The sequence below is a fragment of the Amycolatopsis albidoflavus genome (assembly GCF_039525725.1).
GTDB lineage: Bacteria > Actinomycetota > Actinomycetes > Mycobacteriales > Pseudonocardiaceae > Amycolatopsis > Amycolatopsis albidoflava.
The window spans coordinates 40,319-65,268 of the sequence record NZ_BAAAHV010000009.1 but is presented as its reverse complement, the minus strand read 5'-3'; the positions used below and the strand labels follow the sequence as shown (position 1 = coordinate 65,268).

The 24,950-nt window shown below is 69.1% G+C and carries 19 protein-coding genes; 7 read left to right on the top strand and 12 right to left on the bottom strand.

All coding sequences use genetic code 11. From position 1 onward, the window contains the following. Positions 1–3: 3 nt before the first annotated feature. From ABD156_RS12195 to ABD156_RS12185, 3 genes are all read right to left on the bottom strand, one after another. On the bottom strand, positions 4–1,617 hold the full coding sequence (locus ABD156_RS12195; protein ID WP_344270940.1) for a carboxyl transferase domain-containing protein: 1,614 nt from the start codon (positions 1,615–1,617) through the stop codon (positions 4–6). 196 nt (positions 1,618–1,813) lie between these two features. Further along, positions 1,814–2,311, bottom strand: a complete 498-nt coding sequence (locus tag ABD156_RS12190; RefSeq protein ID WP_086024916.1) for a hypothetical protein — start codon at positions 2,309–2,311, stop codon at positions 1,814–1,816. A gap of 52 nt (positions 2,312–2,363) precedes the next feature. Continuing rightward, a complete protein-coding gene (locus ABD156_RS12185; RefSeq protein WP_344270935.1) occupies positions 2,364–2,954 on the bottom strand; it encodes an SACE_7040 family transcriptional regulator in 591 nt (196 codons plus the stop codon). Between the two features lie 195 nt (positions 2,955–3,149). Between ABD156_RS12185 and ABD156_RS12180 the strand changes: the two genes are divergently transcribed. After that, on the top strand, positions 3,150–3,920 hold the full coding sequence (locus ABD156_RS12180; protein ID WP_344272287.1) for an SGNH/GDSL hydrolase family protein: 771 nt from the start codon (positions 3,150–3,152) through the stop codon (positions 3,918–3,920). Positions 3,921–3,978: 58 nt separating this feature from the next. Here ABD156_RS12180 and metX read toward each other — a convergent pair whose 3' ends face one another. Then, positions 3,979–5,106: a homoserine O-acetyltransferase MetX gene (metX, locus tag ABD156_RS12175; RefSeq protein ID WP_344270933.1), complete on the bottom strand. Its 1,128-nt coding sequence runs from the start codon at positions 5,104–5,106 to the stop codon at positions 3,979–3,981. Next, entirely contained in the window at positions 5,103–6,410 is a 1,308-nt protein-coding gene (locus ABD156_RS12170) for a bifunctional o-acetylhomoserine/o-acetylserine sulfhydrylase (protein ID WP_344270930.1), read from the bottom strand. The genes metX and ABD156_RS12170 overlap by 4 nt, the downstream gene beginning before the upstream one ends. A gap of 170 nt (positions 6,411–6,580) precedes the next feature. On the opposite strand from ABD156_RS12170, the gene ABD156_RS12165 reads away from it, so the two are divergent. Further along, entirely contained in the window at positions 6,581–7,069 is a 489-nt protein-coding gene (locus ABD156_RS12165) for a hypothetical protein (RefSeq protein ID WP_344270927.1), read from the top strand. 71 nt (positions 7,070–7,140) lie between these two features. Next, complete coding sequence (locus ABD156_RS12160; RefSeq protein WP_344270924.1) at positions 7,141–8,709, top strand: PucR family transcriptional regulator; 1,569 nt, start codon at positions 7,141–7,143, stop codon at positions 8,707–8,709. A 336-nt stretch (positions 8,710–9,045) separates the two neighbouring features. Here the strand turns inward: ABD156_RS12160 and ABD156_RS12155 are convergent, their stop codons facing one another. Then, positions 9,046–9,987, bottom strand: coding sequence for a zinc-binding dehydrogenase (locus tag ABD156_RS12155; RefSeq protein WP_344270920.1), 942 nt, complete (start codon positions 9,985–9,987; stop codon positions 9,046–9,048). Positions 9,988–10,176: 189 nt separating this feature from the next. Between ABD156_RS12155 and ald the strand changes: the two genes are divergently transcribed. Then, entirely contained in the window at positions 10,177–11,292 is a 1,116-nt protein-coding gene (gene ald, locus ABD156_RS12150; RefSeq protein ID WP_344270917.1) for an alanine dehydrogenase, read from the top strand. Between the two features lie 567 nt (positions 11,293–11,859). Beyond that, positions 11,860–15,576 carry an ABC transporter ATP-binding protein gene (locus tag ABD156_RS12145; RefSeq protein ID WP_344272284.1) on the top strand — a complete coding sequence of 1,239 codons (3,717 nt, stop codon included), beginning with the start codon at positions 11,860–11,862 and terminating at the stop codon, positions 15,574–15,576. Between the two features lie 145 nt (positions 15,577–15,721). Here the strand turns inward: ABD156_RS12145 and ABD156_RS12140 are convergent, their stop codons facing one another. The 5 genes from ABD156_RS12140 to ABD156_RS12120 all read right to left on the bottom strand — a co-directional run bounded on the left by ABD156_RS12140 (position 15,722) and on the right by ABD156_RS12120 (position 18,330). Beyond that, entirely contained in the window at positions 15,722–16,483 is a 762-nt protein-coding gene (locus ABD156_RS12140) for an ABC transporter permease (RefSeq protein ID WP_344270914.1), read from the bottom strand. Then, on the bottom strand, positions 16,480–17,250 hold the full coding sequence (locus tag ABD156_RS12135; RefSeq protein ID WP_344270910.1) for an ABC transporter ATP-binding protein: 771 nt from the start codon (positions 17,248–17,250) through the stop codon (positions 16,480–16,482). The genes ABD156_RS12140 and ABD156_RS12135 overlap by 4 nt, the downstream gene beginning before the upstream one ends. Next, positions 17,247–17,630 carry a DUF1048 domain-containing protein gene (locus ABD156_RS12130; protein ID WP_344270907.1) on the bottom strand — a complete coding sequence of 128 codons (384 nt, stop codon included), beginning with the start codon at positions 17,628–17,630 and terminating at the stop codon, positions 17,247–17,249. Before ABD156_RS12130 ends, ABD156_RS12135 begins: the two co-directional genes overlap by 4 nt. Next, positions 17,620–17,961, bottom strand: a complete 342-nt coding sequence (locus tag ABD156_RS12125; protein WP_344270904.1) for a PadR family transcriptional regulator — start codon at positions 17,959–17,961, stop codon at positions 17,620–17,622. Before ABD156_RS12125 ends, ABD156_RS12130 begins: the two co-directional genes overlap by 11 nt. 198 nt (positions 17,962–18,159) lie before the next feature. Continuing rightward, the gene (locus tag ABD156_RS12120) at positions 18,160–18,330 is read right to left on the bottom strand and encodes a hypothetical protein (protein WP_344270901.1); all 171 of its coding nucleotides are present in this window, start codon (positions 18,328–18,330) and stop codon (positions 18,160–18,162) included. Positions 18,331–19,312: 982 nt separating this feature from the next. Here ABD156_RS12120 and ABD156_RS12115 point away from each other — a divergent pair. Beyond that, positions 19,313–22,996 (top strand): multifunctional oxoglutarate decarboxylase/oxoglutarate dehydrogenase thiamine pyrophosphate-binding subunit/dihydrolipoyllysine-residue succinyltransferase subunit, encoded by a 3,684-nt coding sequence (locus ABD156_RS12115; RefSeq protein ID WP_344270898.1) that lies wholly within the window; start codon positions 19,313–19,315, stop codon positions 22,994–22,996. A gap of 58 nt (positions 22,997–23,054) precedes the next feature. Here ABD156_RS12115 and ABD156_RS12110 read toward each other — a convergent pair whose 3' ends face one another. Next, on the bottom strand, positions 23,055–23,510 hold the full coding sequence (locus ABD156_RS12110; RefSeq protein WP_344270895.1) for a nitroreductase family deazaflavin-dependent oxidoreductase: 456 nt from the start codon (positions 23,508–23,510) through the stop codon (positions 23,055–23,057). Positions 23,511–23,659: 149 nt separating this feature from the next. Between ABD156_RS12110 and ABD156_RS12105 the strand changes: the two genes are divergently transcribed. After that, a complete protein-coding gene (locus ABD156_RS12105) occupies positions 23,660–24,898 on the top strand; it encodes an FAD-dependent oxidoreductase (protein WP_344270892.1) in 1,239 nt (412 codons plus the stop codon). Positions 24,899–24,950 lie beyond the last annotated feature (52 nt).

Genomic DNA, 24,950 nt, shown 5'->3' with positions numbered 1-24,950 from the left:
TCATCACATCCGGAAGACGCCGTAGTTGACCTCGGGCAAAGGCGCGTTGGCCGCGGCCGACAGCGCGAGCCCGAGCACCGTGCGGGTGTCCGCCGGGTCGATCACGCCGTCGTCCCACAGCCGCGCGGTGGAGTAGTACGGGCTGCCCTGTTCCTCGTACTGCTCGCGGATCGGGTCCTTGAAGGTCTCTTCGTCCTCAGTGGACCATTCGCCGCCGCGGCCCTCGATCGCGTCGCGGCGCACCGTCGACAGCACCGACGCCGCCTGCTCGCCGCCCATCACGGAAATCCGCGCGTTGGGCCACATCCAGAGGAACCGCGGCGAATACGCCCGGCCGCACATGGAGTAGTTGCCCGCGCCGAAGGAACCGCCGATGATCACGGTGAACTTCGGCACCCGCGCGCACGCCACCGCGGTGACCATTTTCGCGCCGTGCTTGGCGATGCCGCCCGCCTCGTACGCGCGTCCGACCATGAAGCCGGTGATGTTCTGCAGGAATACCAACGGGATCGAGCGCCGGTCGCACAGTTCGATGAAGTGCGCGCCCTTCATCGCGGACTCGGCGAACAGCACGCCGTTGTTCGCGATGATGCCGACCGGGTGGCCGTGGATGTGCGCGAAGCCGGTGACCAGCGTCGAGCCGTATTCCTTTTTGAACTCCGCGAACCGGCTGCCGTCGACGACGCGGGCGATGACCTCGCGCACGTCGTACGGGGTGCGCGAATCCGTCGGCACCACGCCGTACAGCTCGCGTTCGTCCGCCGCGGGCGGCTCGATCGCCTTGACGTCCCACGGCCGCGGCGTGCGCGGGCCGAGGGTGGAGACGATGTCGCGGACGATGCGCAGCGCGTGCGCGTCGTCGTCCGCGAGATGGTCGGTGACACCGGACTGGCGGGCGTGCACGTCGCCGCCGCCCAGCTCCTCAGCGGTGACGACCTCGCCGGTCGCGGCCTTCACCAGCGGCGGGCCGCCGAGGAAAATGGTGCCCTGATTGCGCACGATGACCGCTTCGTCGCTCATCGCCGGGACGTACGCGCCGCCGGCGGTGCACGAGCCGAGCACGGCGGCGATCTGCGGGATGCCGCGCGCGGACATGGTGGCCTGGTTGTAGAAGATCCGGCCGAAGTGCTCGCGGTCCGGGAAGACCTCGTCTTGGCGCGGCAGGAACGCGCCGCCGGAGTCGACCAGGTAAATGCACGGCAAGTTGTTGTGCAGCGCGACTTCCTGCGCCCGCAGGTGCTTCTTCACCGTCAGCGGGTAGTACGTGCCGCCCTTGACCGTGGCGTCGTTGGCGACGATCACGCATTCGCGGCCGGAGACGCGCCCGATCCCGGTGATGATGCCCGCGGACGGGGCCTCGTCGTCGTACAGCCCGGTCGCGGCGAGCGGGGAAAGCTCAAGGAACGGCGATCCCGGGTCCAGCAGCGCGTCCACCCGGTCGCGCGGCAGCAGCTTGCCGCGTTCCACATGGCGGGCGCGCGACTTCTCCGGCCCGCCGAGCCGGGCGGCGGCGAGCCGCTTGTGCAGATCCTCGACCAATTCGCCGTGCGAGGTGACGCTACGGGTGAAGGTGTCGCTGTTCGGATCCGCGGAACTGCGCAGTACCGGCGTGTCCATGGCTCTCCGTCGAGACGTTAGCGGTCGTTAACTCCGGACCCGATGTTAGTGGCCGTTAACCCCGCTGTCCAGTCCAGTCCACAGCGCCCCAATGTGGCATTGGGTGCATGTGACGCACCCAATGTGGCGTTCGGTGCGCCTGACGCACCCAATGCCACATTGGGGCGGCCACGAGTGAGTGAAGAGAAGGCGGCGGTCAGCCCGCGACGGCGTCGGAGATCCAGCCGGCCACCGGCAGATCCCGTTCGAGGCATTCGACCGACAGCCGGATCGTCCAGCGCAGCGCCTGCAACAGGAGGCTGTCCACTTCGTTCGGAGCCGCGCTCGCCAACGCGATCTCGACCTGTTCGCGGGCGGCGGCGGTATTGCCGTGCACCTCGGCGAGCAGCGTGCGGACGGCGGTGCGGACCGGCGGATCGGCCTGGTCGATCGAAACCTCTTCGCCAGCCTCGTCGAAAACCTGCACCTTGACCGGGGCGGTGCCGCCGTCACCGAGTGTGGACACCATCGCGCTGCATTCGCCGAAGAGCAGCAGCATCAGCTCTTTGGTCTCCTCGTCGCGTTCGCCCGGCTCCTGCGACGAGGGCGTGACCTCTTCCAGCGCCTCCGTGTCCTCGCCAAGACTGATGGCGACGAGCGCGCGCTGTGCCTTCTCGACGAGCCGCTGCTCGCCCTCGCTCCGGTCCGCGGTCACGTGCCTATCAAACACCAGACCGGCGGTCGGCGGGATACCCCGGATCGCGGCCTCAGCCCGCCGCGGAAAGGGCGCCCAGCGCGAGACGGCACAGCAGATCGGCGAGGGCGCCGTCACCGAGATGGCGGTTGTAGGGCGTCGAGTTGATCAAGCCGAACACGGCGTGTGCCGCCGACCGCGCCTGGCGTTCGCCGAGGCCGGGCACAGCTTCGCGAATCGCCCGCACCCACACCTCGACGTACTGCCGCTGAAGCGCGCGCACCTGCTTGCGGTCACCGTCGGTGAGATTCGCGAGATTGCGCTCCTGCACGGTGATGAGCGCCGGGTGGTCGAGCGCGAAGTCGACGTGGAACCGGACGAGCGCGGCCAGCAGTTCGTCCGGGGTGCCGCCCGCCGCGGCGCGCTTGGTGCCGCCTTCGAGCAGGTAGTGGCTGATCGAGTTGAGCATTTCCCCGAGAATCGCGTCCTTGCTGCGGAAATGCCGGTACAGCGCGGGACCGGAGATGCCGACGGCCGCGCCGATGTCGTCGATGCCGACGCCGTGGAAACCGTGGTGGGCGAACAGCTCGGCGGCGGCGGTGAGGATCTGTTCCCGTCTGTTCGGCTTCGCGCCGTTCACCAGTGGGAGGGAATTCGCCGACATCCGCACATAGTAGGTCCCGCGGTTAGCGAGCGCTAACTTCCGGTGCTACTTCCTGCCTGGGCCAAGTGGAGGCACCCGGATTTGAGGGGTGTCTCGTGGGGATTGCACCTGGTAAAGCTTTACCGCGTCAAGCTGTCACGACAGGAGTGACCTATGGCTGCAACCACCCGTCAACCATCACGACGCGTCCTTCGGATGTGCGCGGCCCTGGGGGTCGCTCTCGCTGCCTCGCTCGGCTTCGCCACCGGCGCGAGCGCTGCGTCGCAAAACTACGTCGCGCTCGGCGACTCCTACTCCGCTGGAGTGGGCGCCGGGAGCTACGGAGATTCCGGCAGCTGCAAACGCAGTGCCAACGCGTACGGCCAGCTGTGGGCCAACGCCCACTCCGGCACCAATTTCACCTTCCTCGCCTGCTCGGGCGCGAAGACCGGCGACGTGCTGAACCAGATCAGCTCGATGCCGTCCAACGCCACCTTGATCACGCTCACCGTGGGCGGCAACGACGCCGGCTTCACCGACGTGATCAAGACCTGCACGCTGGGAAGCGACCAGACCTGCGTGGACCGGGTCAACACCGCCAAGACGTACGTCCAGAACACCCTGTCCGGGCTGCTGGACAAGGTGTACTCGGCGGCCAAGAGCAAGGCGCCCGGGGCGCAGCTGGTCGTGCTGTCCTACCCGCGGTTCTACACCGTGCCCGGATCGTGCAGTGTCGGCTTGAGCGACACGAAACGGACGGCGATCAACTCCGGGGCGGACACGCTCGCGTCGGTGGTGTCGTCGCGGGTTTCGGCGGCCGGCGGGAAGTTCGTGGACGTCCGGTCCGCGTTCGTGGGGCACAACATCTGCTCGGCGGCCAGCGACTACCTGCACAGCTTGACCTGGCCGGTGGACGAGTCGTACCACCCGACTGCCGCCGGGCAGCGGGGCGGCTACTACGCGCCGCTGACCTCGGCGATCGGCTGACGTTCGGCGAAATTCGGGAAGGCCGCCTCGAGTTCGCCCGAGTCGGCCTTTCCGGCGTTCAGCCCAGCAAAGTCTTGACCAGCGCGGAGATCTGCTCGGTCTCGATGAGGAACGAGTCGTGGCCGTACGGCGAAGTCAGCACCGTGGCCTCGCCGCCGACCGCCGCGGCGATCTCGTGCGACTGATACGACGGATAAAGCCGGTCGCTGTCCACCGCGGCGACCACCGTTCGCGCGGTCACCCGGCCCAGTGCGGCGGCGACCCCGCCCCGGCCGCGGCCGACGTCGTGGGTGTTCATGGATTCGGTGAGCACCACGTAGGAACCCGCGTCGAAGCGGTGGACGAGCTTGTCCGCGTGATGGTCCAGATAGGACTCGACGGCGAAGCGGCCGCCGGCCAGCGGATCTTCGTCCTGCTGCGGCCGGTTCCCGAAACGCGTCTCCAGTTCGGGTTCGCAGCGGTAAGTGACGTGCGCGATCCTCCGGGCCACGCCCAATCCGCGGTAAGGACCTTCGGCGGCGGAGTAGTAGTCACCGCCGTGCCAGGCCAGGTCGCCTCGGATCGCGTGCAGTTGAGGTGCCGCCCAAGCGATTTGCTCGGCTGACGCACGAGCTGTCGAGGCGAGAACGAGCGCGGAGGCAACCCGATCGGGTTGAGTTACGGCCCATTCGAGAGCCCGCATCCCGCCCATCGAACCGCCCGCGACGGCGGCCCAGCGTTCGATGCCGAGTGCGTCCGCGAGTGCCGCTTCGGCGTTGACCTGGTCTCGAACGGTCAGCGCCGGGAATCGGCTGCCCCACGCCTCGCCGTCCGGAGAAAGCGACGACGGACCTGTCGACCCCTGACAGCCGCCGAGGACGTTAGGGGCCACGACGAACAGCTCGCGGGTGTCGAAAGCCTTGCCGGGACCGATCAGTCCGTCCCACCATCCGGGACTCGGATGTCCGGGTTCGGCGGGGCCGGCGGCGTGGCTGTCGCCGGTGAGCGCGTGCTCGATCAGGACGGCGTTGGACCCGTCGGAGTTGAGCGTTCCCCACGTTTCGAACGCGAGGGTGTAGCTGGGCAGGCTGGCGCCGGCCTCCAGCGCGAGTGCGCTGGGGCCGGTGAACCAGTGCCGTCTGCCGGGTGGGTCCCCCGCCCGCCACGCGCCGGTGACGGGCGGAAGACTCGCGCCGGGATCGGTCACAGCGCCGCCTTGGCAGCTCGGAAGCCTGCCTCGAGGTCGGCCTTGAGGTCCTCGATTCCTTCCAGCCCGACCGCGAGCCGCACGAGACCCGGCGTGACGCCGGCGGCGACCTGCTCCTCGGGGCCGAGCTGGCTGTGCGTGGTCGACGCCGGGTGCACGATCAGGCTGCGCACGTCGCCGAGGTTCACCAGCTGGCTGTGCAATTCGGTGCCGTCGACGAACTTCCGGCCCGCCTCGACGCCGCCGCGCAGCTCGAAGGACAGCACCGCGCCAGCGCCGCGCGGCAGGTATTTCTGCGCCGCCGCGTGGTACGGGCTCGACGGCAGTCCGGCGTAGTACACCTTCTCGACCTCGTCGCGCTCCTCCAGCCATTCCGCGAGGGCTAGCGCGTTGGTGGAGTGCCGCTCCACGCGCAGCGACAGCGTTTCGATGCCCTGCAGGATGAGGAAGCTGTTCAGCGGGGCGATCGCCGCGCCGGTGTCGCGCAGGATCTGCACGCGGGCCTTGGCCGCGAACGCACCCGGGCCGAGCGCCTCCCAGTACTTGAGACCGTGGTAGCTCGGGTCGGGCTCATTGAAGCCCGGGAAACGGGACGGGTCCTTGCCGAAGTCGAATGTGCCGCCGTCGACCAGCACGCCGGCGACCGTCGTGCCGTGGCCGCCGAGGTACTTCGTCGCGGAGTGCACGACGATGTCGGCACCGTGCTCGATCGGGCGAACCAGGTACGGCGTCGGCACGGTGTTGTCCACGACCAGCGGGACCCCGGCTTCGTGCGCCAGGTCGGCGACCTTGCGAATGTCGAGGACGGCGCTGCTCGGGTTGGCCAGCGTCTCGGCGAAGAACAGCTTGGTGTTCGGCCGGACCGCGGCCCGCCACTGCTCAGCGTCGTCCTGGTCGTCGATGAAGGTGACCTCGATGCCGAGCTTCGGCAGCGTGTAGTGGAACAGGTTGTAGGTGCCGCCGTACAGCGACGGGCTGGTGACGAGGTGGTCGCCAGAGTTGGCCAGGTTCAGGATCGCCGCGGTGACCGCCGCCGAACCGGAGGCGAACGCGAGACCGGCGACGCCGCCTTCGAGGGTGGCGACGCGCTGCTCCAGCACGTCCTGGGTCGGGTTGTTGATCCGCGTGTAGATGTGGCCGGGCTCGGCGAGGCTGAAGAGATCCGCCCCGTGCTGGGTGTCGCGGAAGACGTACGAGGTGGTCTGGTAGATCGGCGTGGCGCGAGCGCCGGTGGCCGGGTCGGGCGCCGCCCCCGCGTGGATCTGCTTGGTCTCGAAGGACCAGCTCGTGGTGTCTTCCGGCATGTGCTCGCTCCTAGCGGTCGGGATCGGGTCGGCTGGGCGCGACGCTAACCAGGGCGGACGAAACGCCCAACCGCTCTCACGAGATGAGAGTCCTACGCACCCGGACGTAGGAACAAGTGCCGAGCGCTGACGGACGACGCGACAGCGGGGTACAGCGCACCCTCAGGCGCATGGACTGGAGAATGCGCCCGGCGACCCGGAAGTGGTTCCTGTTCGGCCACGTCGTCACGTCGGTCGGCTGGATCGGAGCCGAACTCGCGGTGCTGATCTGCAGCATTCTCGCGATCGCCGGCTTCGACCCGGTGACCACGCGCAGCGCGAACGTCATCGCCGGAATTCTGGCCGGCACGCTCTACTTCCCGGCCAGCCTGCTCGCGCTGGCGACCGGTGTCGTGCTCGGACTCGGGACGAAGTGGAAGCTGGTGCGCTACCACTGGGTGCTGTGGAAACTGCTGGCGACGCTGGCCCTGTTCGGCGGCGGAAACCTGCTGGTGGTCCCGTCGTTCGTCGCGCACGGCGAGCAGGCTTCGCGAGGCGAGATCGTCGGGGCGAGCGCGGTGGCGGGCACCGGGGCGATGAGCGTCGGGCTGACGCTGCTGCTGGGGGCGACGCTGGTGTCTTACTTCAAGCCGTGGCCGAAGGTTGGTCGCGCTAACTAGTGCCGCGGGTGGCGAAACCGGCACAGTCTTCTACCGTTCCAGCAAGAACGTCACAAGCGCTGGAGGTAGCTGTGGTTTCGGTGCGCAGCGTCGTGGACCGGGTCGGTCCCACGCTGCTCCACGCGCTGCTCGTGCCCGAAGGCTGTCCCGCGGTCGGCGACGTGGTGATCGCCGAGCCGGGCGCGGAGTCCGCCATCGCCGCGGGTGACCTGGTGCTCGGCGTCGCCACGATCGAGTCGGCCGACGCCGCGGAGCTCGTCCGGGTGAGCGCCGGGCGGGGCGCGGCGGCGGTGCTGCTGAAACCGCCGTTGGCCGCGAAACAGTCGGTGCGGCGCGCGGCGAAGTCGGCTGGGATCGCGTTGATCCAGGTGCACGCGGCGACGTCCTGGGCCCAGCTGGTCTGGCTGTTGCGCACGGTTCTGGACGCGCTCGCCGACGAATCCGAAGCGCTCGAAGAGGGCGGCGACCCGGGTTCCGGCGACCTTTTCCGGCTCGCCGACGCCGTGGCCGCGGTGGTCGACGCGTCGGTGACGATCGAGGACACCAACTCGCGCGTCCTCGCCTACTCCGCGCGCCAGGACCTCACCGACCCGGCGCGCGTCGCGACGATCATGGGCCGCCGCATCCCGGACGACGTACTGGCCCGGTTCCGCTCGCGCGGCGTTTTCCGCGAACTTTCCCGTGGCCGGCAAACGATTTTCGTGCCCGCCCAGCGCGACGGCACCCTGCCGCGGCTGATCGTGCCGATCCGGATGGGCGGCGAACTGCTGGGTTCGATGTGGGCCGTCGTGCCCGGTCCGGTTTCCGAGGAACGCGCAGCGGCTTTTGCCGACGCCGCCCCGGTGGTCGCACTGCATCTCCTGCGACGGCGCGCGCACACGGACGCCCAGCGGCGAGCTTCGGCCGAATTGCTGCGCGCGGTCTTGGAAGGGCAGGTCCCGCCACGCCGGGTGGTCGCCGAACTGGATCTGTCCGACGAGCCGCACCGAGTCGTCGTCGTGGACGTCAGCGGCGGCGACAGCCGGGACGCCGAAGGTCTGTTGCTGGCTTTGCTGGAACGGATCTCGCAGGGCTTCGGACGCCGTCCGGTCGCCGCTGAACTGGGCGGGTTGCTGTACGTCGTGGTCCCGGACCGCACCGGCGAGGGCGGCTGGCCGGAACTGCGGGAGGCACTGCTCGCCCAACCCGCTTCCCGCCGAGGCGGCCTGCCTCGCGCGGCCGCAGGTGCCCCGGGCGATCCGACCGCGCTGGCCGCGTCGCGCGCCCAGGCGGACGAAGCGCTGGGCCTGCTGCGGGCAGGACTGGTCGAGGGCCGCGTCGTGGCGTACGACGAAGCGTGGACCGCGCTGGTCCTGCACCGCGCCGCCGCCGGAGCAGCGGCGGCGCAGGTGTCAGAACTCGGCCCGCTCGGCGTGCTGCGCGCGCACGACGAGACGAGCAACGCCGGGTACGTCGACACGCTCTACGAGTGGCTGCGCCATCCCGGCGACCCCCGCGCCGCCGCGGAACGGCTGCGAATCCACCCGAACACGTTGCGATACCGGATGAAACGGCTGCTGGAACTGGTCCCGCTGAACCTGGACGACCCCGACGTCCGGCTCGCGTTGCTCACCCAGCTGATCGCGCTCCGCTGGAGCTGACTGTGCTGGCTTGGTAGCTGAGATCGTTGGCCCGCAACGATTCCGGCCGCGCGTCCCCGCTCACAGAAGTCCGTAAGGGGAACCCTCACGGACTCAGAGTCCCTCAGGGTTCCCCTCACGGAGCCCTTCACAGCCCACCAACCAACCGCAGCCGACGCACCCAATTAAGGCAGCCACACCCCCCGCACCCCGATACGAAGCCAAAAACGCGGCGCGGGAGTGCTTGTCAAGGCATCTTTCCCGCCTTGACAAGCACTCCCGCGCCGTCGTCACAATCAGCTTCGGGGTGCCCAACCGCACAAGCCGACCCGTACGAAACCGCAGCCGAAACCGGCCTCACGCGATCAACAACGTCTTCCCAATAGTCCCCCGAGATTCGATCGCCGCGTGCGCATCAGCCGCCCGCTCCAACGGAAACCGCTGCCCGATCACCGGAATCAACTGCCCAGCCGCAGCCGCCTCCAGCGCCGATTCCGTATACCCGCGCATCGCCGCCGCATCACCGATCGACCGGACCAGCTTCACGCCCCGCGCCGCAGCGTCCTCTTCGGACACTTCAGCCCACGAACCGCTTGCCAACCCGTACATCGCCATCCGCCCGCCAGGCCGCACCAGAGAGAACGCCGCCGTACCGACCGCTCCTCCCACACCGTCGAACACCACGTCCACCTCCCCAGCCAACGCAGTCCACTCCGGATCCGTGTAGTCGACCGCGAGGTCCGCGCCCAATTCCCGAGCACGGGCAACCTTTTCCGCCCCGCCCGCAGCCGCCACGACCTCCGCGCCCGCAGCCTTCGCCAGTTGCACCAAGAGGCTGCCGACCCCTCCTGCGGCAGCCTCGACGAGCACCCGTTCCCCTGGCGCCACCGCGGTCGCGTGTACCAACCCGGTCGCCGTGCGGCCGTCGGCCAGCAGCGCGACGGCCGCGTCGAGGCTGAGCGCGTGCGGCACCGGGAACACCAACGCCGCGTCCACGACCACGCGCTGGGCGTAACCGCCGCTGCCGCCGGTCGACGTCACCACGCGTTTCCCGATCAGCGCTGGGTTCACGCCCTCCCCGGCGCGGCTGATCACGCCCCCGACGCCGTTGCCGGGCACCATCGGCAGCGCGCCCGCGAACGGCCCGGTGCCGGTCGCCCTGAACTGCGTTTCCACGAAGGTGACGTTGGCGAACGCCACCTCGATCAGCACCTGCCCCGGCCCGGGAGCCGGATCGGGGGCGTCCCCCGCCTCCAGCACCGCCGGCCCGCCGAACTCCCGCAGCCACACCGCTCGCATGTAAGCCCTTCCTAGAGTCTCCGCCATGAGCCAGCCAACTACCTCAAGTGCGGTCGAGGTCAAGTGCGTTGTCCTGACAGCACTACTGACCCGGCGCAAGACTGTGGCGACGGGATGATGACACCGCCGTCCGGGTAGATCACCGTGAGTGGCAACACCTTCGCCAGAACCGCCGCCAGGAGGCAAGCAGTGCGCATCGCCGTTCCCCGTGAGATCAAGAAGCACGAGTACCGGGTCGCCTTGACCCCGGCCGGCGTGCACGAACTGGTCGGTCGCGGGCACGACGTCTTCGTCGAGACGGGTGCCGGGACCGGGTCGTCCATCACGGACGAGGAATACGTCGCCGCGGGCGCGAAGGTGCTCGCCACGGCGGACGAGACGTGGTCCGAGGGCGAACTCGTGCTGAAGGTGAAGGAGCCGATCGCCGAGGAGTACCCGCGCCTGCGCAAGGATCTGGTGCTGTTCACCTACCTGCACATCGCCGCGGACCGTCCGCTGACCGACGCGCTGCTGGCCGCGGGCACCACCGCGATCGCCTACGAGACGGTGCAGAAGCCGAACGGCGCGCTGCCGCTGCTGGCCCCGATGTCCGAGGTCGCGGGCCGGCTGGCCCCGCAGGTCGGCGCGTACGCCCTGATGAAGCCGAGCGGCGGCCGCGGCGTTCTGCCCGGCGGCATCCCCGGCGTGCACCCGGCCCGCGTGGTCGTCATCGGCGGCGGCGTCGCCGGGCTCAACGCCGCCCGCGTCGCACTGGGCCTCGGCTCCGACGTGGAAATCCTCGACACCAACGTCGACCGCCTCCGCCAGATCGACAACGACTTCGGCGGCCGCATCCGCACCGTCACCTCGAACCGCCTGTCGGTCGAAGAGTCGGTCCTGGAAGCAGACCTGGTCATCGGCGCGGTCCTGGTTCCCGGCGCGAAGGCCCCGAAGCTGGTCTCCAACGACCTGGTCTCCCGCATGAAGCCGGGCAGCGTCCTCGTGGACATCGCCATCGACCAGGGCGGCTGCTTCGCCGACTCGCGCCCCACCACGCACGACGACCCGACCTACACGGTCCACAACTCGGTCTTCTACTGCGTCGCCAACATGCCCGGCGCAGTCCCGCGCACGAGCACCTACGGCCTCACCAACGTGACCCTCCCCTACGCAGTGCAGTTGGCAGACAAGGGCTGGAAGCAGGCCTTGGCGGCAGACCCCTCCCTGGCCCTGGGCCTCAACACCCACGCAGGCGCCCTGACCAACGCCCCCGTCGCCACCGCCCACAACCTCCCCCACACCCCAGTGGAAACCGCCCTGGCGTAACCAACCAAACACGAAAAGCGGCGAGGCCCCACCGGGACCTCGCCGCTTCTCTTGCACCACAAGTCTTTTTGTACCAACAAGACCCACCACCCAACCGCCGCCTGAGGCACCGTGGGGGTCCGGGGGGCTCGGCCCCCCGGGTACTACGACGCCCCTTCCTGGGCGAAGCGCCGCCAGGCGCGAGCAGAGGAAGGGAAGAAGGGGCGACCCGCTCAACCAGCCTGGGGGTCACTGGGAGCGGGTCGCCGAGTACTAGCTTAAAGAACATTGGGCGGGAGCGCGCGCCCGGGGGTGGATTTCGCCGGGGTTCTTCCCGGTGACCAGGTGAACGTTCAACCTTCCGCCTTCGGCCGCCGGACCAGGCTTTCCCTGCTCCATGCGGCTTCCAGGGTCCTGGGGAATCCGCTGGCGTGCCCTTCGTCACCTCTGCTCTGGGAGGGCTCGGGAGCGCGCCGGTTGTGCCCGTTTGGTCCGGGCCGGCGGTTCGCCGGGGAATAAATTGTCGGTGCCGCTCCCTAACCTTCTGATGTGACCACCACTGCGACGCCTGCGCGTCAAGACCGTCCGATTGCTGAGACGGCGCCCCGACCGGTCGGCTGGGTGCGCCGGTTGTCCGCTGCCTGCTGGGAGCATCGCGGCGTCGTCGTGCTCGCGATGACGGCGGCGATCTTGAGCGTCGGCGTGCAGGCGGCGAGTCCGTTGCTGGTGCGGTCGGCGGTGGACGACGCGGTGGCCGGGCACACGTCGCAGCTGGGCGGGCTCGCGGTGGGGCTGGTGGCGTTGCAGGTCGTCGCGTTCGGCTCGGCGTTCCTGCGCCGGTATGTCGGCGGGCGGCTGGCGCTGGACGTGCAGCACGATCTGCGGAACCGGGTGTTCGGCGCGGTGTCGCGGCTGGACGGCGGGAAGCAGGACGCGTTGCGCACCGGGCAGGTGGTGTCGCGCGCGATTTCGGATTTGCAGCTGGTCACCGGGTTGCTGATGCAGGTGCCGTTGTCGGCGGGCTCGGTGATTTTCGCGGTGCTGGCGCTGGGCGCGATGCTGTGGATGTCGCCGCTGCTCACGCTCATCGCGCTGGTGGTCGCGCCCGCGGTCGGGATTGTCGTGGCGCTGAGCAGGCGGCGGTTGTTCCCGGCGACCTGGTCGGCGCAGCAGCGCGCGGCGGATGTCGCGCAGCACGTCGAGGAAACCGTCACCGGCGTGCGCGTGGTGAAGGGTTTCGGGCAGGAGGCGCGCGAGGTCGCCCGCTTGGAGCGCACGGCACGAAAGCTTTTCGCGGAACGGCTGCGCGCGGCGAAGCTGTCCGCGTTGCCGACAGCGACCACGTCGGCACTGCCTGCCGCGGGTCAGGTCGCGGTGCTGGCGATCGGCGGCGTGCTGGCGTTGAACGGGCAGATCAGCCTGGGCACGTTCCTCGCGTTCGCCACGTATCTCGCGGCGTTGATCGGCCCGGCGCGGTTCCTGTCCGGCTTGGTGGTGCAGTCGCAGCTCACGCGCGCTGGCGCGGAGCGGGTGTACGAGCTGATCGACGCGCAGCCGGAGGTCACCGACAGCCCCGACGCGCGGCCGTTGCCGCCCGGCACGCTGGGCGTGGAACTGGACGACGTGAAGTTCGGCTACACCCGCAGTGACCCAGTTCTCGACGGGCTCACCCTCGAAGCGCGCCCCGGTGAAACGCTCGCGCTGGTAGGTACCGCAGGGTCGGGCAAGTCCACGATTTCCATGCTGCTGCCCCGGTTTTACGACGTGCATTCGGGTTCGGTGCGGGTCGGTGGGCTGGACGTGCGCGACGTGCCGTTGAAAGACCTCCGGCAGGCGATCGGCGTGGTCTTCGAGGAAGCTTTCCTGTTCTCCACGTCGGTGCGCGACAACATCGCTTACGGCCGCCCGGACGCGAGCGACGAGGAGGTCTTCGCGGCCGCCCGCGCGGCGGAGGCGGACGAGTTCATCCGCGCGCTGCCCCAGGGGTACGCCACCGAGGTCGGCGAACGCGGGCTCACGCTGTCCGGCGGGCAGCGGCAACGGCTCGGGCTCGCCCGGGCACTGCTCACCGACCCGCGTGTGCTGATCCTGGACGACGCGACGTCGGCGATCGACACCGTCACCGAAGCCGCGATCCACGACACGCTGCGCGCAGTCACCGCCGAGCGCACCACGCTGCTCATCGCGCACCGGCGCTCCACGCTGCAACTGGCGGACCGGATCGCGGTCATGGACCAGGGCCGAGTGGTCGACGTCGGCACCGAGGAAGAGCTGCTGGCGCGGTGCGCGCTGTTCCGCGAACTGGTCGCCGGTCCGGGCGACGACGTCGAAAAACCGCACCGCTGCGACAACCTTGAGCCCGGCGCGGACGGCACCACCGCGGTGCTGTGGCCACACGACGAACGCGACGAGGTCGACGCTCTCGCCGAGGCCGCCCAGTCCCGCGGCGGCGCCCCAGGTGGTGGGACCGGCTTCGCTGGCAGCGGCGGTGCCGACGTGCCACCGACCCCAGAACTGCTGGAAGGCGTCCGCCGTCTTCCCCCGGCTACTGACCGCCCGCGACTGTCCGATGTGGACGTCACAGCCCCCGATCCCGGCTTCCGGCTGTCCCGGATCCTGCGTCCGGTGCGGTGGCCGCTCGCCGGAGTCGTCGGCCTGGTCGCGGCCGACGCGCTGGCCTCGCTCGCGCTGCCCGCGCTGTATCAACGCGGAGTCGACCACGGCGTACTGCCCGGAGTAGCAAGCGTCGTGTGGCTGCTGGCCGGAATCGGCGCACTCGTGGTGGCCGCCGACTGGTTCGTGGTGCGGTGGCAGACGCGGCTCACCGCGCGCGTCGGGGAGACGGTGCTGTACTCGCTGCGCGTGCGCAGTTACGCACACCTGCAACGGCTTGGGCTGGACTATTACGAGCGCGAACTGTCCGGGAAGATCATGACCCGGATGACGACGGACGTCGACGCGCTGTCCACGTTCCTGCAGACCGGCCTAGCCACCGCGGTCGTCAGCGCACTCACCTTGGTAGGCATCACGGTCGCCCTCCTGGTCACCGATGCCGCCCTGGCCGTGTACGCGCTGGCCATGCTGCCGATCCTGCTCGTCGCGACATTCGTGTTCCGTCGGGTCGCTTCGCGCGCGTACAGCGAGGCGCGCGAGAAGGTGAGCGTCGTCAACGCAGACATGCAGGAGAACGTCAGCGGTCTGCGCGTCGCTCAGGCGTACACGCGCGAAGAGCGTTCGGCGGCGGTGTTCGCGTCGCGCAGTGACGACTACCGGCGATCGCGGCTGCGCGCGCAGCGGTACATCGCGACGTACTTCCCGCTTGTCTCGCTGCTGTCGGATCTGGCGACCACCACGGTGCTGGTCGTCGGCGCACACCGCGTCGCCGGCGGCACTCTCGAAGCCGGTGTGTTGCTCGGATTCTTGCTGTACCTGCAGCAATTCTTCTCGCCGATCCAGCAACTCTCATCGGTCTTCGACGGCTACCAGCAGGCCCGCGTCGGCCTGAGCCGCATCGGCGACCTGCTGCGCACGCCGACGTCGGTGCCCGCCGCCGAGCGGCCGGTCGAACTGCCCAAGCACCTGTCCGGCGAAGTGCGGTTCAAGGACGTCGATTTCGCTTACACCGGCACGGAAAAGCCCGCGTTGGAGAACCTGACGCTCGACGTCGCAGCAGGCGAAACCGTCGCACTGGTCGGCGCGACCGGCGCGGGCAAGTCCACCGCGGTGAAGCTGGTCGCGCGCTACTACGACGCCACCGGCGGCGCAGTGTTGATCGACGGTGTCGACGTACGCGAATACGACCTGCCCGCACTGCGCGCCCGGATGGGCGTGGTGCCGCAGGAAGCCCACCTGTTCTCCGGCACCGTCGCGGACAACGTGCGCTACGGCCGCCCCGAAGCCACCGACGCGGAGGTCGAAGCCGCCGTCCGCTCAGTCGGCGCCTTGGACGGCGTAGCCGCGCTACCCGCCGGCTTCCGGCAACCAGTAGGCGAACGCGGCCGCTCGCTGTCCGCCGGGCAACGGCAGCTCGTCGCACTGGCCCGAGCCGAACTGGTCGACCCGGACGTCCTCCTGCTGGACGAAGCCACCGCTGCCCTTGACCCAGCGACCGAAGCCACCGTGCTGCGAGCCACCGAACACCTCGCCCGCCGCCGGACCACCTTCGTAGTCGCCCACCGCCTGGCAACCGCCGCGAAGGCCGACCGCATCGTGGTGCTCGACCACGGCCGCATCGTCGAACAGGGCACGCACACGGAGTTGGTCGCAGCGGACGGCCACTACGCGCGGTTGTGGGCACTGGGGTGAGTCAGGCGATCTTGCGGCGACAGATCACGTTGGCGCGCAACCCTGTCGCCACGCTCCCGACACACCACCGCATCGCCAGCGAACACGCCCACCGGATCAGCCGCGAGCAACAGGCGCTACCCGCAACCGCGAGCACCGGAGCGCATCAAGAAATCTTCCGGCGATAAATCACATTCGCGAACACATACGCCACCACCAAAATCCCCACACACCAAGCAAGCGCGGTCCAGATCCCGCTCCCCACCGGACGCTCCGCGAACAGGTCCCGGATGGTGTTCACGATCGACGTCACCGGCTGGTGTTCGGCGAACGCGCGCACCGGTCCAGGCATCGTGCCGGTGGGCACGAAGGCCGAACTCACGAACGGCAGGAAGATGAGCGGGTACGAAAAAGCACTCGCGCCGTCCGCGGATTTGGCGGTCAGCCCGGGGATCACCGCGATCCAGGTCAGCGCCAGGGTGAACAGCACGACGATCCCGAGCACCGCGAGCCAAGCCAGTAGGCCCGCGCTGGTGCGGAAGCCCATCGCGAACGCGACGAGCACCACGACCGCGACCGAGATCAGGTTCGCGATCACCGACGTCAGCACGTGCGCCCACAGCACCGCCGAGCGCGCGATCGGCATGGACTGGAAGCGCTCGAAGATGCCGCCCTTCAGGTCCAGGAAGAGCCGGAACGCGGTGTAGGCGATCCCGGACGCGATGGTGATCAGGAGGATGCCGGGCAGCAGATAGGTCACATACGACTCGGAGCCAGAATTGATCGCGCCGCCGAGGACGTAGGTGAAGAGCAGCAGCATGACGATCGGCGTGATCGTCGTGGTGATGATCGTGTCGAGGCTGCGGGTGATGTGCCGCAGCGACCGTCCTAACAGGACCGAACTGTCGCTGACGAAGTGGTTGCTCATCGCCCTTCCCCCCTGCTTCCGGCTCCGACGAGGGAAAAGAAGACGTCCTCCAGCGTCGGCTGCTTCTCGACGTACTCGACCTTGGCCGGCGGAAGCAGCTGCTTGAGCTCGGCGAGCGTGCCGTTCACGAGCACCCGCCCCTCGTGCAGGATCGCGATCCGGTCGGCGAGGTGTTCGGCCTCGTCCAGATACTGCGTGGTGAGCAGCACCGTGGCCCCCTGCTCGGCGAGCTCCTCCACCGCTTTCCAGACGTCGTTGCGCGCCTGCGGATCGAGCCCGGTCGTCGGCTCGTCGAGGAAAATGACCTGCGGGTCCCCGATCAGGCTCATCGCGATGTCAAGACGGCGACGCATACCCCCCGAATACGTCGACACCTTCCGCGCCCCGGCACCAGTCAGCGCGAACCGCTCCAGCAGCCCGTCCGCGATCCCGCCCGGGTTCTTGAGATGCCGCAGCCTGGCGACCAGCACCAGATTCTCGCGCCCGGTAAGGATTTCGTCGACCGCCGCGAACTGCCCGGTGAGACTGATCGACTCGCGCACGTCCGCGCCCTGGCCGGCGACCGCGAACCCGTTCACCTCCGCCTCCCCCGCGTCGGCCTTGAGCAGCGTGGACAAAATCCGCACGACCGTGGTCTTGCCCGCCCCGTTCGACCCGAGCAACGCGAAAATACTGCCTCGCGCCACCTCGAAATCGACCCCGCGCAGCACTTCCAATTTCCCGTACGACTTCCGCAGCCCCCGCACCCGAATCGCCGGTGCCGTCATCGCGCACCCCCAGCCGCACGGTCAATCGATTCGCTCAGCTTTTTCCGCTCCCGGGTAATCCAGCTCTCCTCGGGATAACTCCGGAGGAACTCCTCTGCGAACTCAACCGGCTCGTCGCCGACAATCCCCCGGACGGTCGTCCCGTTCGCCACGCTCTGCTCGAACAGGTCGATGAGATCATCCAGCATCCTCAGGTGGCCCTCCGCCGTCCCCGGTCCGAAGTGCTGCACGTACCGGTGCAACGCCTTGATCGCCGTCCGATAGTCCGGCGGCAGCTCCTCGACGCGCGCCTTGTACCGCCGGTACCGCTTCTTGTCCTCCAGCGGTCCGGTGACCACTTCCAGATAATGCAGATACCTGCTTTTTCCTTCATTCCCCATGATCGATTCCCTCCTTGCGCAGCTGTTCGAGCCGGTCCGAGAGAAACCGCCAGTTCCGCCAGAATTCGTCAAGGCTCGCCCTCCCCGGGGCGTTCAGCGAATAAACCTTCCTCGGCGGCCCTTTCTCGGACGGCACTTTTTCGACGTCGACGAGCCCGCGTTGCTCGATCCGCACGAGCAGCGCGTAAACGGTGCCCTCGGCGAGATCGGTGAACCCCCGTTCGCGCAACCAGGAGGTGATCTCGTACCCGTAAGCGGGCTGCCCGGCAAGAATCGCGAGGACGATGCCCTCCAAGGTCCCCTTGAGCATCTCCGTCGCCTGCTTGCCCATCGAACGCCCTTCAGCTAGTCAGTGTCGCTGAGTACCAGTAGATAGTAACACTGACTACCGGCGACAGGGAGGGCATTCCGGGACCGCCGCGAGAAGGCGCGCCAAACGGGCCCAGGCGACGGGGCTAGGCCCAAGGACGAGACAGGCAGGACAGCTTCAGAGAGACCGCGAGGCCAGGGCAGCTCGGAGACCGCGGGGTCAGGGCAGTTCGCGCCACCGGAGGTCGCCCCAGCCGGCGGAGGCGACATCGGCCAGCTCGGCCCAGCGAGTCGTCCCGGGACGAACGTGCGTGTCCGAGCCGATCGACCACTCGGGCGCCTCCGGCTCGACGTGCTCGAACTCGTCGATGCCGGACGGGGTGCGCCACACCCGCGGTGCAGGAATCGCACATCAGCACGACCTTGCCGTGCTCGGTGACGAGCGGGCGAATCAAGCCCTGGTCCCAGAACGACGGACATTCGACCAGCCACATCGCGTCATCACCGCCTCGCGCCTCGAAAACCGCTGCGCCCGAGGGAGGCCGCAGCCTTTCGACAGCACAACACCGCACAGTGAACGACCCGCTACGCAAACCCCAACTCGGCCGGAACAGGCGCGGACGACCGCGCACCGCCGCGCCAGGACCCGCATCGGACGCCCGCTTCGGGGCCACGCGAGCACCGCGACGGCCGACGCACAGCACGGCGCGGACCACGCCGAAGCCTCCGCCACGACGTGCCGCCCGGCTTCGCCGCAACCCCGCACCAGTCGCCAGTCCGCACCCGCCGCCAGCTCGCAGCACCGCCAACCTGCACCAGCCGCCAACCCGCGCCAGTCGCCAGTCCGCAGCAGCCGCCAACCTGCGCCAGCCGCCAGCCCGCAGCAGCCGCAACCCCGCACCCGCCGCGACCCCGGACCCTCCGCCAGCCCGCACCAGTCGCCAACCCGACTCAGCCGCCAACCCGGCTCAGGCCCAGCGACCGGCTCACCAACAAGGCGCCCACCCGTCGCGCAACGGGCCCCGCGCACCAGGCCCCAAACCAGCCGACCTGCGCGAAACCACACGCACGTGGTCCGGACCAACCCGGACCACAACCGCCCGCCCCGCCACATCCAGCCGAGCGGGCTGTGACACCGGGCACGCGCTGTGTCCGGGATCACCCCAAACCGGCCGAGGTGACGGCATTCGGCTCTTGCGACGCGTACGGTGGTCCCTGCTGTCTGTCAGGCTGGGCCTCTCAACCGATCCAGACAATGACCTGTCTCACGAGCGTCCAGGTGGCGTGTTTCGGGCCACCGGCAGGGGACTAGCCTGGCGGTCAGCAGATGCTTGTGATATCGGATCGAGAATGGATAGAGGCGAGAGCCAGCCGTGGCCAGCAGCAGTCCCGCATCGCAGTTCGGTGCCAATGAGTGGCTCGTCGAAGAAATGTACGAGCGGTTTCTCGCGGACCCCCAGTCGGTAGACGCCGCCTGGCACGATTTCTTCGCCGACTACAAGCCCACTCCAGGCGGCAACGGCACGCAAGCGGGAGGGAACGGAGAGGTCAAGGCCTCCGCGCCGGCCCCCGCCGCCAAGCCCGCCCCGTCCGCCAAGACCCCGGCTGCCCCGCCGGCCAGCGCCCCCGCGGCCAAGGCTCCGGCGGCGAAGGCCCCGGCCGCCAAGCCCGCCCCGGCGGCGAAGCCCGCGGCGGCCGCTCCGGCAGCCAAGTCCGCGCCGGAATCCAAGCAGCTGCGCGGCGCCGCCGCGGCGATCGCCAAGAACATGGACGCCTCGCTCGCCGTGCCCACCGCGACCAGCGTGCGCGCGGTCCCGGCGAAGCTGATGGCGGACAACCGCATCGTCATCAACAACCACCTCAAGCGCACCCGCGGCGGCAAGATCTCCTTCACGCACCTCATCGGCTACGCCATGGTGCGGGCGCTGAAGGACTTCCCGAACATGAACCGGCACTACCAGCTGATCGACGGGAAGCCGTTCGCGATCACGCCGGAGCACGTGAACTTCGGCCTTGCCATCGACATGAAGGGCAAGGACGACTCCCGCACGCTCGTCGTGGCCTCCATCAAGGCCACCGAGAACATGACGTTCATGCAGTTCTGGCAGGCCTACGAGGAGATCGTCAAGAAGGCCCGCACGAACAAGCTCACCGCGGACGACTTCGCGGGCACCACCATCTCGCTCACCAACCCGGGCGGCATCGGCACGAACCACTCGGTGCCGCGGCTGCAGGCGGGCCAGGGCGCGATCATCGGCGTCGGCGCGATGCAGTACCCGGCGTCGTTCGAGGGCACCAGCGAGAAGACTCTCGTCGACCTCGCGGTCAGCAAGATCATGACGCTGACCTCGACCTATGACCACCGCATCATCCAGGGCGCGGAGTCCGGCGAGTTCCTGAAGCGCATTCACGAACTGCTGCTCGGCGAGGACGGCTTCTACGACGACGTCTTCACCAGCCTGCGGCTGCCGTACGAGCCGATCCGCTGGGTCGCCGACATCCCGGACGGCCCGGTCGACAAGACCGCGCGCGTCATGGAGCTGATCGAGGCGTTCCGGATGCGCGGCCACCTGATGGCCGACACCGACCCGCTGAACTACCGCCAGCGCAGCCACCACGACCTGGACGTGCTCAGCCACGGCCTGACCCTGTGGGACCTGGACCGCGAGTTCGCGGTCGGCGACTTCTCCAGCCGCGAGCGGATGAAGCTGCGCGACATCCTCGGCGTGCTGCGCGACTCCTACTGCCGCACGGTCGGCGTGGAGTACACGCACATCCTCGACCCCGAGGAGCGCGGCTGGATCCAGGAGCGCGTCGAGGTCCGGCACAGCAAGCCGGAGCCGTCCGCGCAGAAGTACATCCTGTCGAAGCTCAACGCCGCCGAGGCGTTCGAGACCTTCCTGCAGACCAAGTACGTCGGCCAGAAGCGGTTCTCGCTCGAAGGCGGCGAGACCGCGATCCCGCTGCTGGACACCATCCTGGACAAGGCCGCCGAGCACGAACTCGACGAGGTCGTCATCGGCATGCCGCACCGCGGCCGGCTGAACGTGCTGGCGAACATCGTCGGCAAGCCGATCAGCCAGATCTTCCAGGAGTTCGAGGGCAACCTCGACCCGGGACAGGCGCACGGCTCCGGCGACGTGAAGTACCACCTCGGGGCCGAGGGCAAGTACTTCCGGATGTTCGGCGACGGCGAGACCCGGGTGTCGCTGGCGTCCAACCCGTCGCACCTGGAGACCGTCGACCCGGTGCTCGAGGGCATCGTCCGCGCCAAGCAGGACGTCCTCGACAAGGGCGGCGAGGGCTACACCGTGCTGCCGGTGCTGATGCACGGCGACGCGGCCTTCGCGGGCCAGGGCGTCGTGGCCGAGACCCTGAACCTGGCGCTGCTGCGCGGCTACCGCACCGGCGGCACCGTGCACGTCGTCGTCAACAACCAGGTCGGCTTCACCACCGCGCCGGAGCACTCGCGGTCCAGCCAGTACGCCACCGACGTCGCGAAGATGATCGGCGCGCCGGTCTTCCACGTGAACGGCGACGACCCCGAAGCCGCACACTGGGTCGCGAAGCTGGCGGTCGACTACCGCCAGGCGTTCCACAAGGACGTCGTGATCGACCTGGTCTGCTACCGCCGCCGCGGCCACAACGAGGGCGACGACCCCTCGATGACGCAGCCGGCGATGTACGACATCATCGATTCCAAGCGTTCGGTCCGGAAGACCTACACCGAATCGCTGATCGGCCGGGGCGACATCTCCGTCGAAGAGGCCGAGGCCGCGCTGCGCGACTTCTCGAGCCAGCTCGAGCACGTCTTCAACGAGGTCCGCGAACTCGAGCGGCACCCGGCGAAGGCGAGCCCGTCGGTCGAGGGCGAGCAGCAGATCCCGGCGAAGGTCACCACCGCCGTGTCGCGCGAGGTCGTCGAGCAGATCGGCGACGCGTTCGTCAACCTGCCCGAGGGCTTCACCCCGCACCCGCGGGTCAAGCCGGTCATGGAGCGCCGCCACAAGATGTCCCGCGAAGGCGGCATCGACTGGGCGTTCGGCGAACTGCTCGCGTTCGGGTCGCTGGCGCTGGAAGGCCGTCTCGTGCGGCTGTCCGGCCAGGACTCCCGCCGCGGCACCTTCACCCAGCGGCACTCGGTGTTCATCGACCGCAAGAACGGCCAGGAGTACTCGCCGCTGCAGCACCTGGCCGACGGCCAGGGCCGCGTGATGATCTACGACTCGGCGCTGTCGGAGTACGCGGCGGTCGGCTTCGAGTACGGCTACTCGGTGGCGAACTCCGAGGCGCTGGTGATGTGGGAAGCGCAGTTCGGCGACTTCGTCAACGGCGCGCAGACCGTGATCGACGAGTACATCTCCTCCGGCGAGGCCAAGTGGGGCCAGCGCTCGGACGTCGTGCTGCTGCTGCCGCACGGCCACGAGGGCCAGGGCCCGGACCACACGTCCGGCCGGATCGAGCGGTTCATGGCGCTGTGCGCGGAAGCGTCGATGACCGTCGCGGTGCCCTCCACCCCGGCGAACTACTTCCACCTGCTGCGCCGGCACGCCCTCGACGGCATCCAGCGTCCGCTGATCGTCTTCACCCCGAAGTCGATGCTGCGGAACAAGGCGGCCACGTCGACGGTCGAGGACGTCACCGGCCAGAGCCGGTTCATGTCGGTCATCGACGACGCGACGCAGGACCCGGCGAAGGTCCGCAAGGTGCTGCTCACCTCGGGCAAGCTCTACTGGGAGCTGGTGGCCGAACGCGAGAAGCGCGGCGCGGACGACGTCGCGATCGTGCGGATCGAGCAGTACTACCCGCTGCCGAAGAAGAAGCTGCTGGCCGCGGTGGAGCGCTACACGAACGCCCAGCAGATCGCGTGGGTCCAGGAGGAGCCGGAAAACCAGGGCGCGTGGCCGTTCTTCGGCCTCAACCTGCCCCGGAAGTTCCCGGAGTTCTTCGGCGGGCTTGACGTGGTGGCGCGCCGCCCGATGGCCGCCCCGTCGGCCGGTTCGTCGAAGGTGCACGAGGTCGAGCAGAAGGCGTTGATCGCCAAGGCGTTCGACTGATTTTCGCTTGCTCCGAAGGCCGCCGCGGGATCCGTTCCCGCGGCGGCCTTCGCCGTTGTCAGGCGGGTTCCACCCGGAACACCGCGATCCTCCCCGCAGCCGCGGCCGCCGCGACCCCGTCCGGCGTCGGCGACTCCGCCAACCCAGTCGTCACGTAACGCTTCCCCACGCTCGCCGGTCCGCCCGCCACTACCTCGCGCAGCACCGGCCCCCGTTCCCCGACCGGCAGTTCCACGAACCGCACCCGTCGCGACCGACGCCCGCGAGACAGCGTCCCGGCCCCGGCCGCCCGCACATTCGCCACCCACGCCGCCTTCGGGAACGCCTGGATCAGGTACTGCTCGCCCTGAACTTTCAATACTGCCAACGGAAACGTCCGCGGCTCGCCGCTGCGCCGCCCGGGGACGGTGAGCAGCTCCATCGGCCCGAACGCGAGCCCCGCGCGCTGCAGGGCGGTGATGACCCGGTTGATCGTGTTGACCTTGCGCCGGTATCCGGCTGCCTTGGTGTCCATGGCTTCGAGCGTACGCCAACTTGTATGAGTTTCATACTTTCTCGACTTCATAGCTATACCTTCCGGTTATGCCCGGGGTGCCGTAAAGGCAGTGGCGACGCTCCGGCCGGACCAAGTTGACTGGTTGACAAACACCGAGGAGGACCGAAGTGCACTACGACGTCGTCGTAGTCGGAGGCGGTGCTGGGGGTATCGCCTCCGCGGCCGGGGCGGCGCGGACCGGGGCGCGGGTGCTGCTGGTCGAGCAGTACCCGTACCTTGGCGGCGCGGCGACGATCAGTTCCGTGCTGACCCTGTGCGGTTTCTTCGACCAGACCGGCGAGCAGGTCGTCGCGGGCGTCGGCGAGGAGGTGCTGCGGCGGCTGCGCCGGCGCGGCGCCTACGAAGAAAAGACGATGGGCTGGACCGGCAACAAGATCGTCCTGCTCGACCTGGAGACCACCAAACTGGTCTACGACGAGCTGGCCGCCGACGCCGGCGTGGACGTCCTCCTGCACACCAAGCTCATCGGCGCGAAGCGGACGCACGGCGTCGTCACCGAGGTCGAACTGCACCACCGCGGCGGCCTCGAACGCGTCACCGCCGGCGCGTTCATCGACGCCAGCGGCGACGGCGCACTCCTGGCCGCCGCCGGAGCCGCCGTCCGCGTCGCGCCGCTGAGCGACCGGCAGACCAGCACGCTCGTCTGCCGATTCTCCGGCGTTCCCGAAGACGCCGACCTTTCGCGCGAGGGCCTGCGCGCCGCAGTTGCCGCGTACCAACGAGAAACCGGCATCCAGCTGCCTCGCGACTACGGCATCGCCGTGCATCTTCCCTTGACCCGCAACGTAATCGCGCTGCTTGTGGACGAGCACACCGACGTCCTGGACGCCGCCGCGCTAAGCCGCGACGAAGCCAACGCGCGACGGCAGGCTTGGCAATACCTGGACGCCCTGCGCAAACACCTGGCCGGCTGGTCGTCGGCCCGCCTCGAGGAAACCGGGCCACAGCTGGGCATCCGCGAAGGACGTCACCTGGTCGGCCGCGAACAACTCACCGGCCGCGACGTCCTGACCGCTCGCAAGCGTCCGGACGCGTCCATCGGCCGCTGCGGCTGGCCGATCGAAGACCACGCGGGCCCGGGCGTCACCCGCTACGAACCGATCGCCGACCGAGGCTGGTACGACCTCCCCTACGGCGCGATCTGCTCCGCCGACACCGCGAACCTCTGGGCCGTCGGCCGCCTGACCAGCTCCGACGACGACGCGTACGCCTCAGTCCGAGTCATGGGCACCGCCTTCGCGACCGGCCACGCGGCGGGGATCGCCGCCGCACAGTACATCGACGGCCGAGCCCACGACGTCCGCGCGATCCGCGCCGAACTGCACCGCCAAGACGCGGTGGCTTGACCCGTCGACCCGGTAACGAGAACCTTCCCTGATCGTCCCCAGGCCGAAGGAG

What these genes read in the sequence shown, in the direction of transcription:
- ABD156_RS12195 (WP_344270940.1), bottom strand. Translation starts at nt 1,617, where the DNA reads ATGGACACGCCGGTACTGCGCAGTTCCGCGGATCCGAACAGCGACACC.
- ABD156_RS12185 (WP_344270935.1), bottom strand. Translation starts at nt 2,954, where the DNA reads ATGTCGGCGAATTCCCTCCCACTGGTGAACGGCGCGAAGCCGAACAGA.
- ABD156_RS12180 (WP_344272287.1), top strand. Translation starts at nt 3,150, where the DNA reads ATGTGCGCGGCCCTGGGGGTCGCTCTCGCTGCCTCGCTCGGCTTCGCC.
- ABD156_RS12170 (WP_344270930.1), bottom strand. Translation starts at nt 6,410, where the DNA reads ATGCCGGAAGACACCACGAGCTGGTCCTTCGAGACCAAGCAGATCCAC.
- ABD156_RS12165 (WP_344270927.1), top strand. Translation starts at nt 6,581, where the DNA reads ATGGACTGGAGAATGCGCCCGGCGACCCGGAAGTGGTTCCTGTTCGGC.
- ABD156_RS12155 (WP_344270920.1), bottom strand. Translation starts at nt 9,987, where the DNA reads ATGCGAGCGGTGTGGCTGCGGGAGTTCGGCGGGCCGGCGGTGCTGGAG.
- ABD156_RS12140 (WP_344270914.1), bottom strand. Translation starts at nt 16,483, where the DNA reads ATGAGCAACCACTTCGTCAGCGACAGTTCGGTCCTGTTAGGACGGTCG.
- ABD156_RS12135 (WP_344270910.1), bottom strand. Translation starts at nt 17,250, where the DNA reads ATGACGGCACCGGCGATTCGGGTGCGGGGGCTGCGGAAGTCGTACGGG.
- ABD156_RS12130 (WP_344270907.1), bottom strand. Translation starts at nt 17,630, where the DNA reads ATGGGGAATGAAGGAAAAAGCAGGTATCTGCATTATCTGGAAGTGGTC.
- ABD156_RS12125 (WP_344270904.1), bottom strand. Translation starts at nt 17,961, where the DNA reads ATGGGCAAGCAGGCGACGGAGATGCTCAAGGGGACCTTGGAGGGCATC.
- ABD156_RS12110 (WP_344270895.1), bottom strand. Translation starts at nt 23,510, where the DNA reads ATGGACACCAAGGCAGCCGGATACCGGCGCAAGGTCAACACGATCAAC.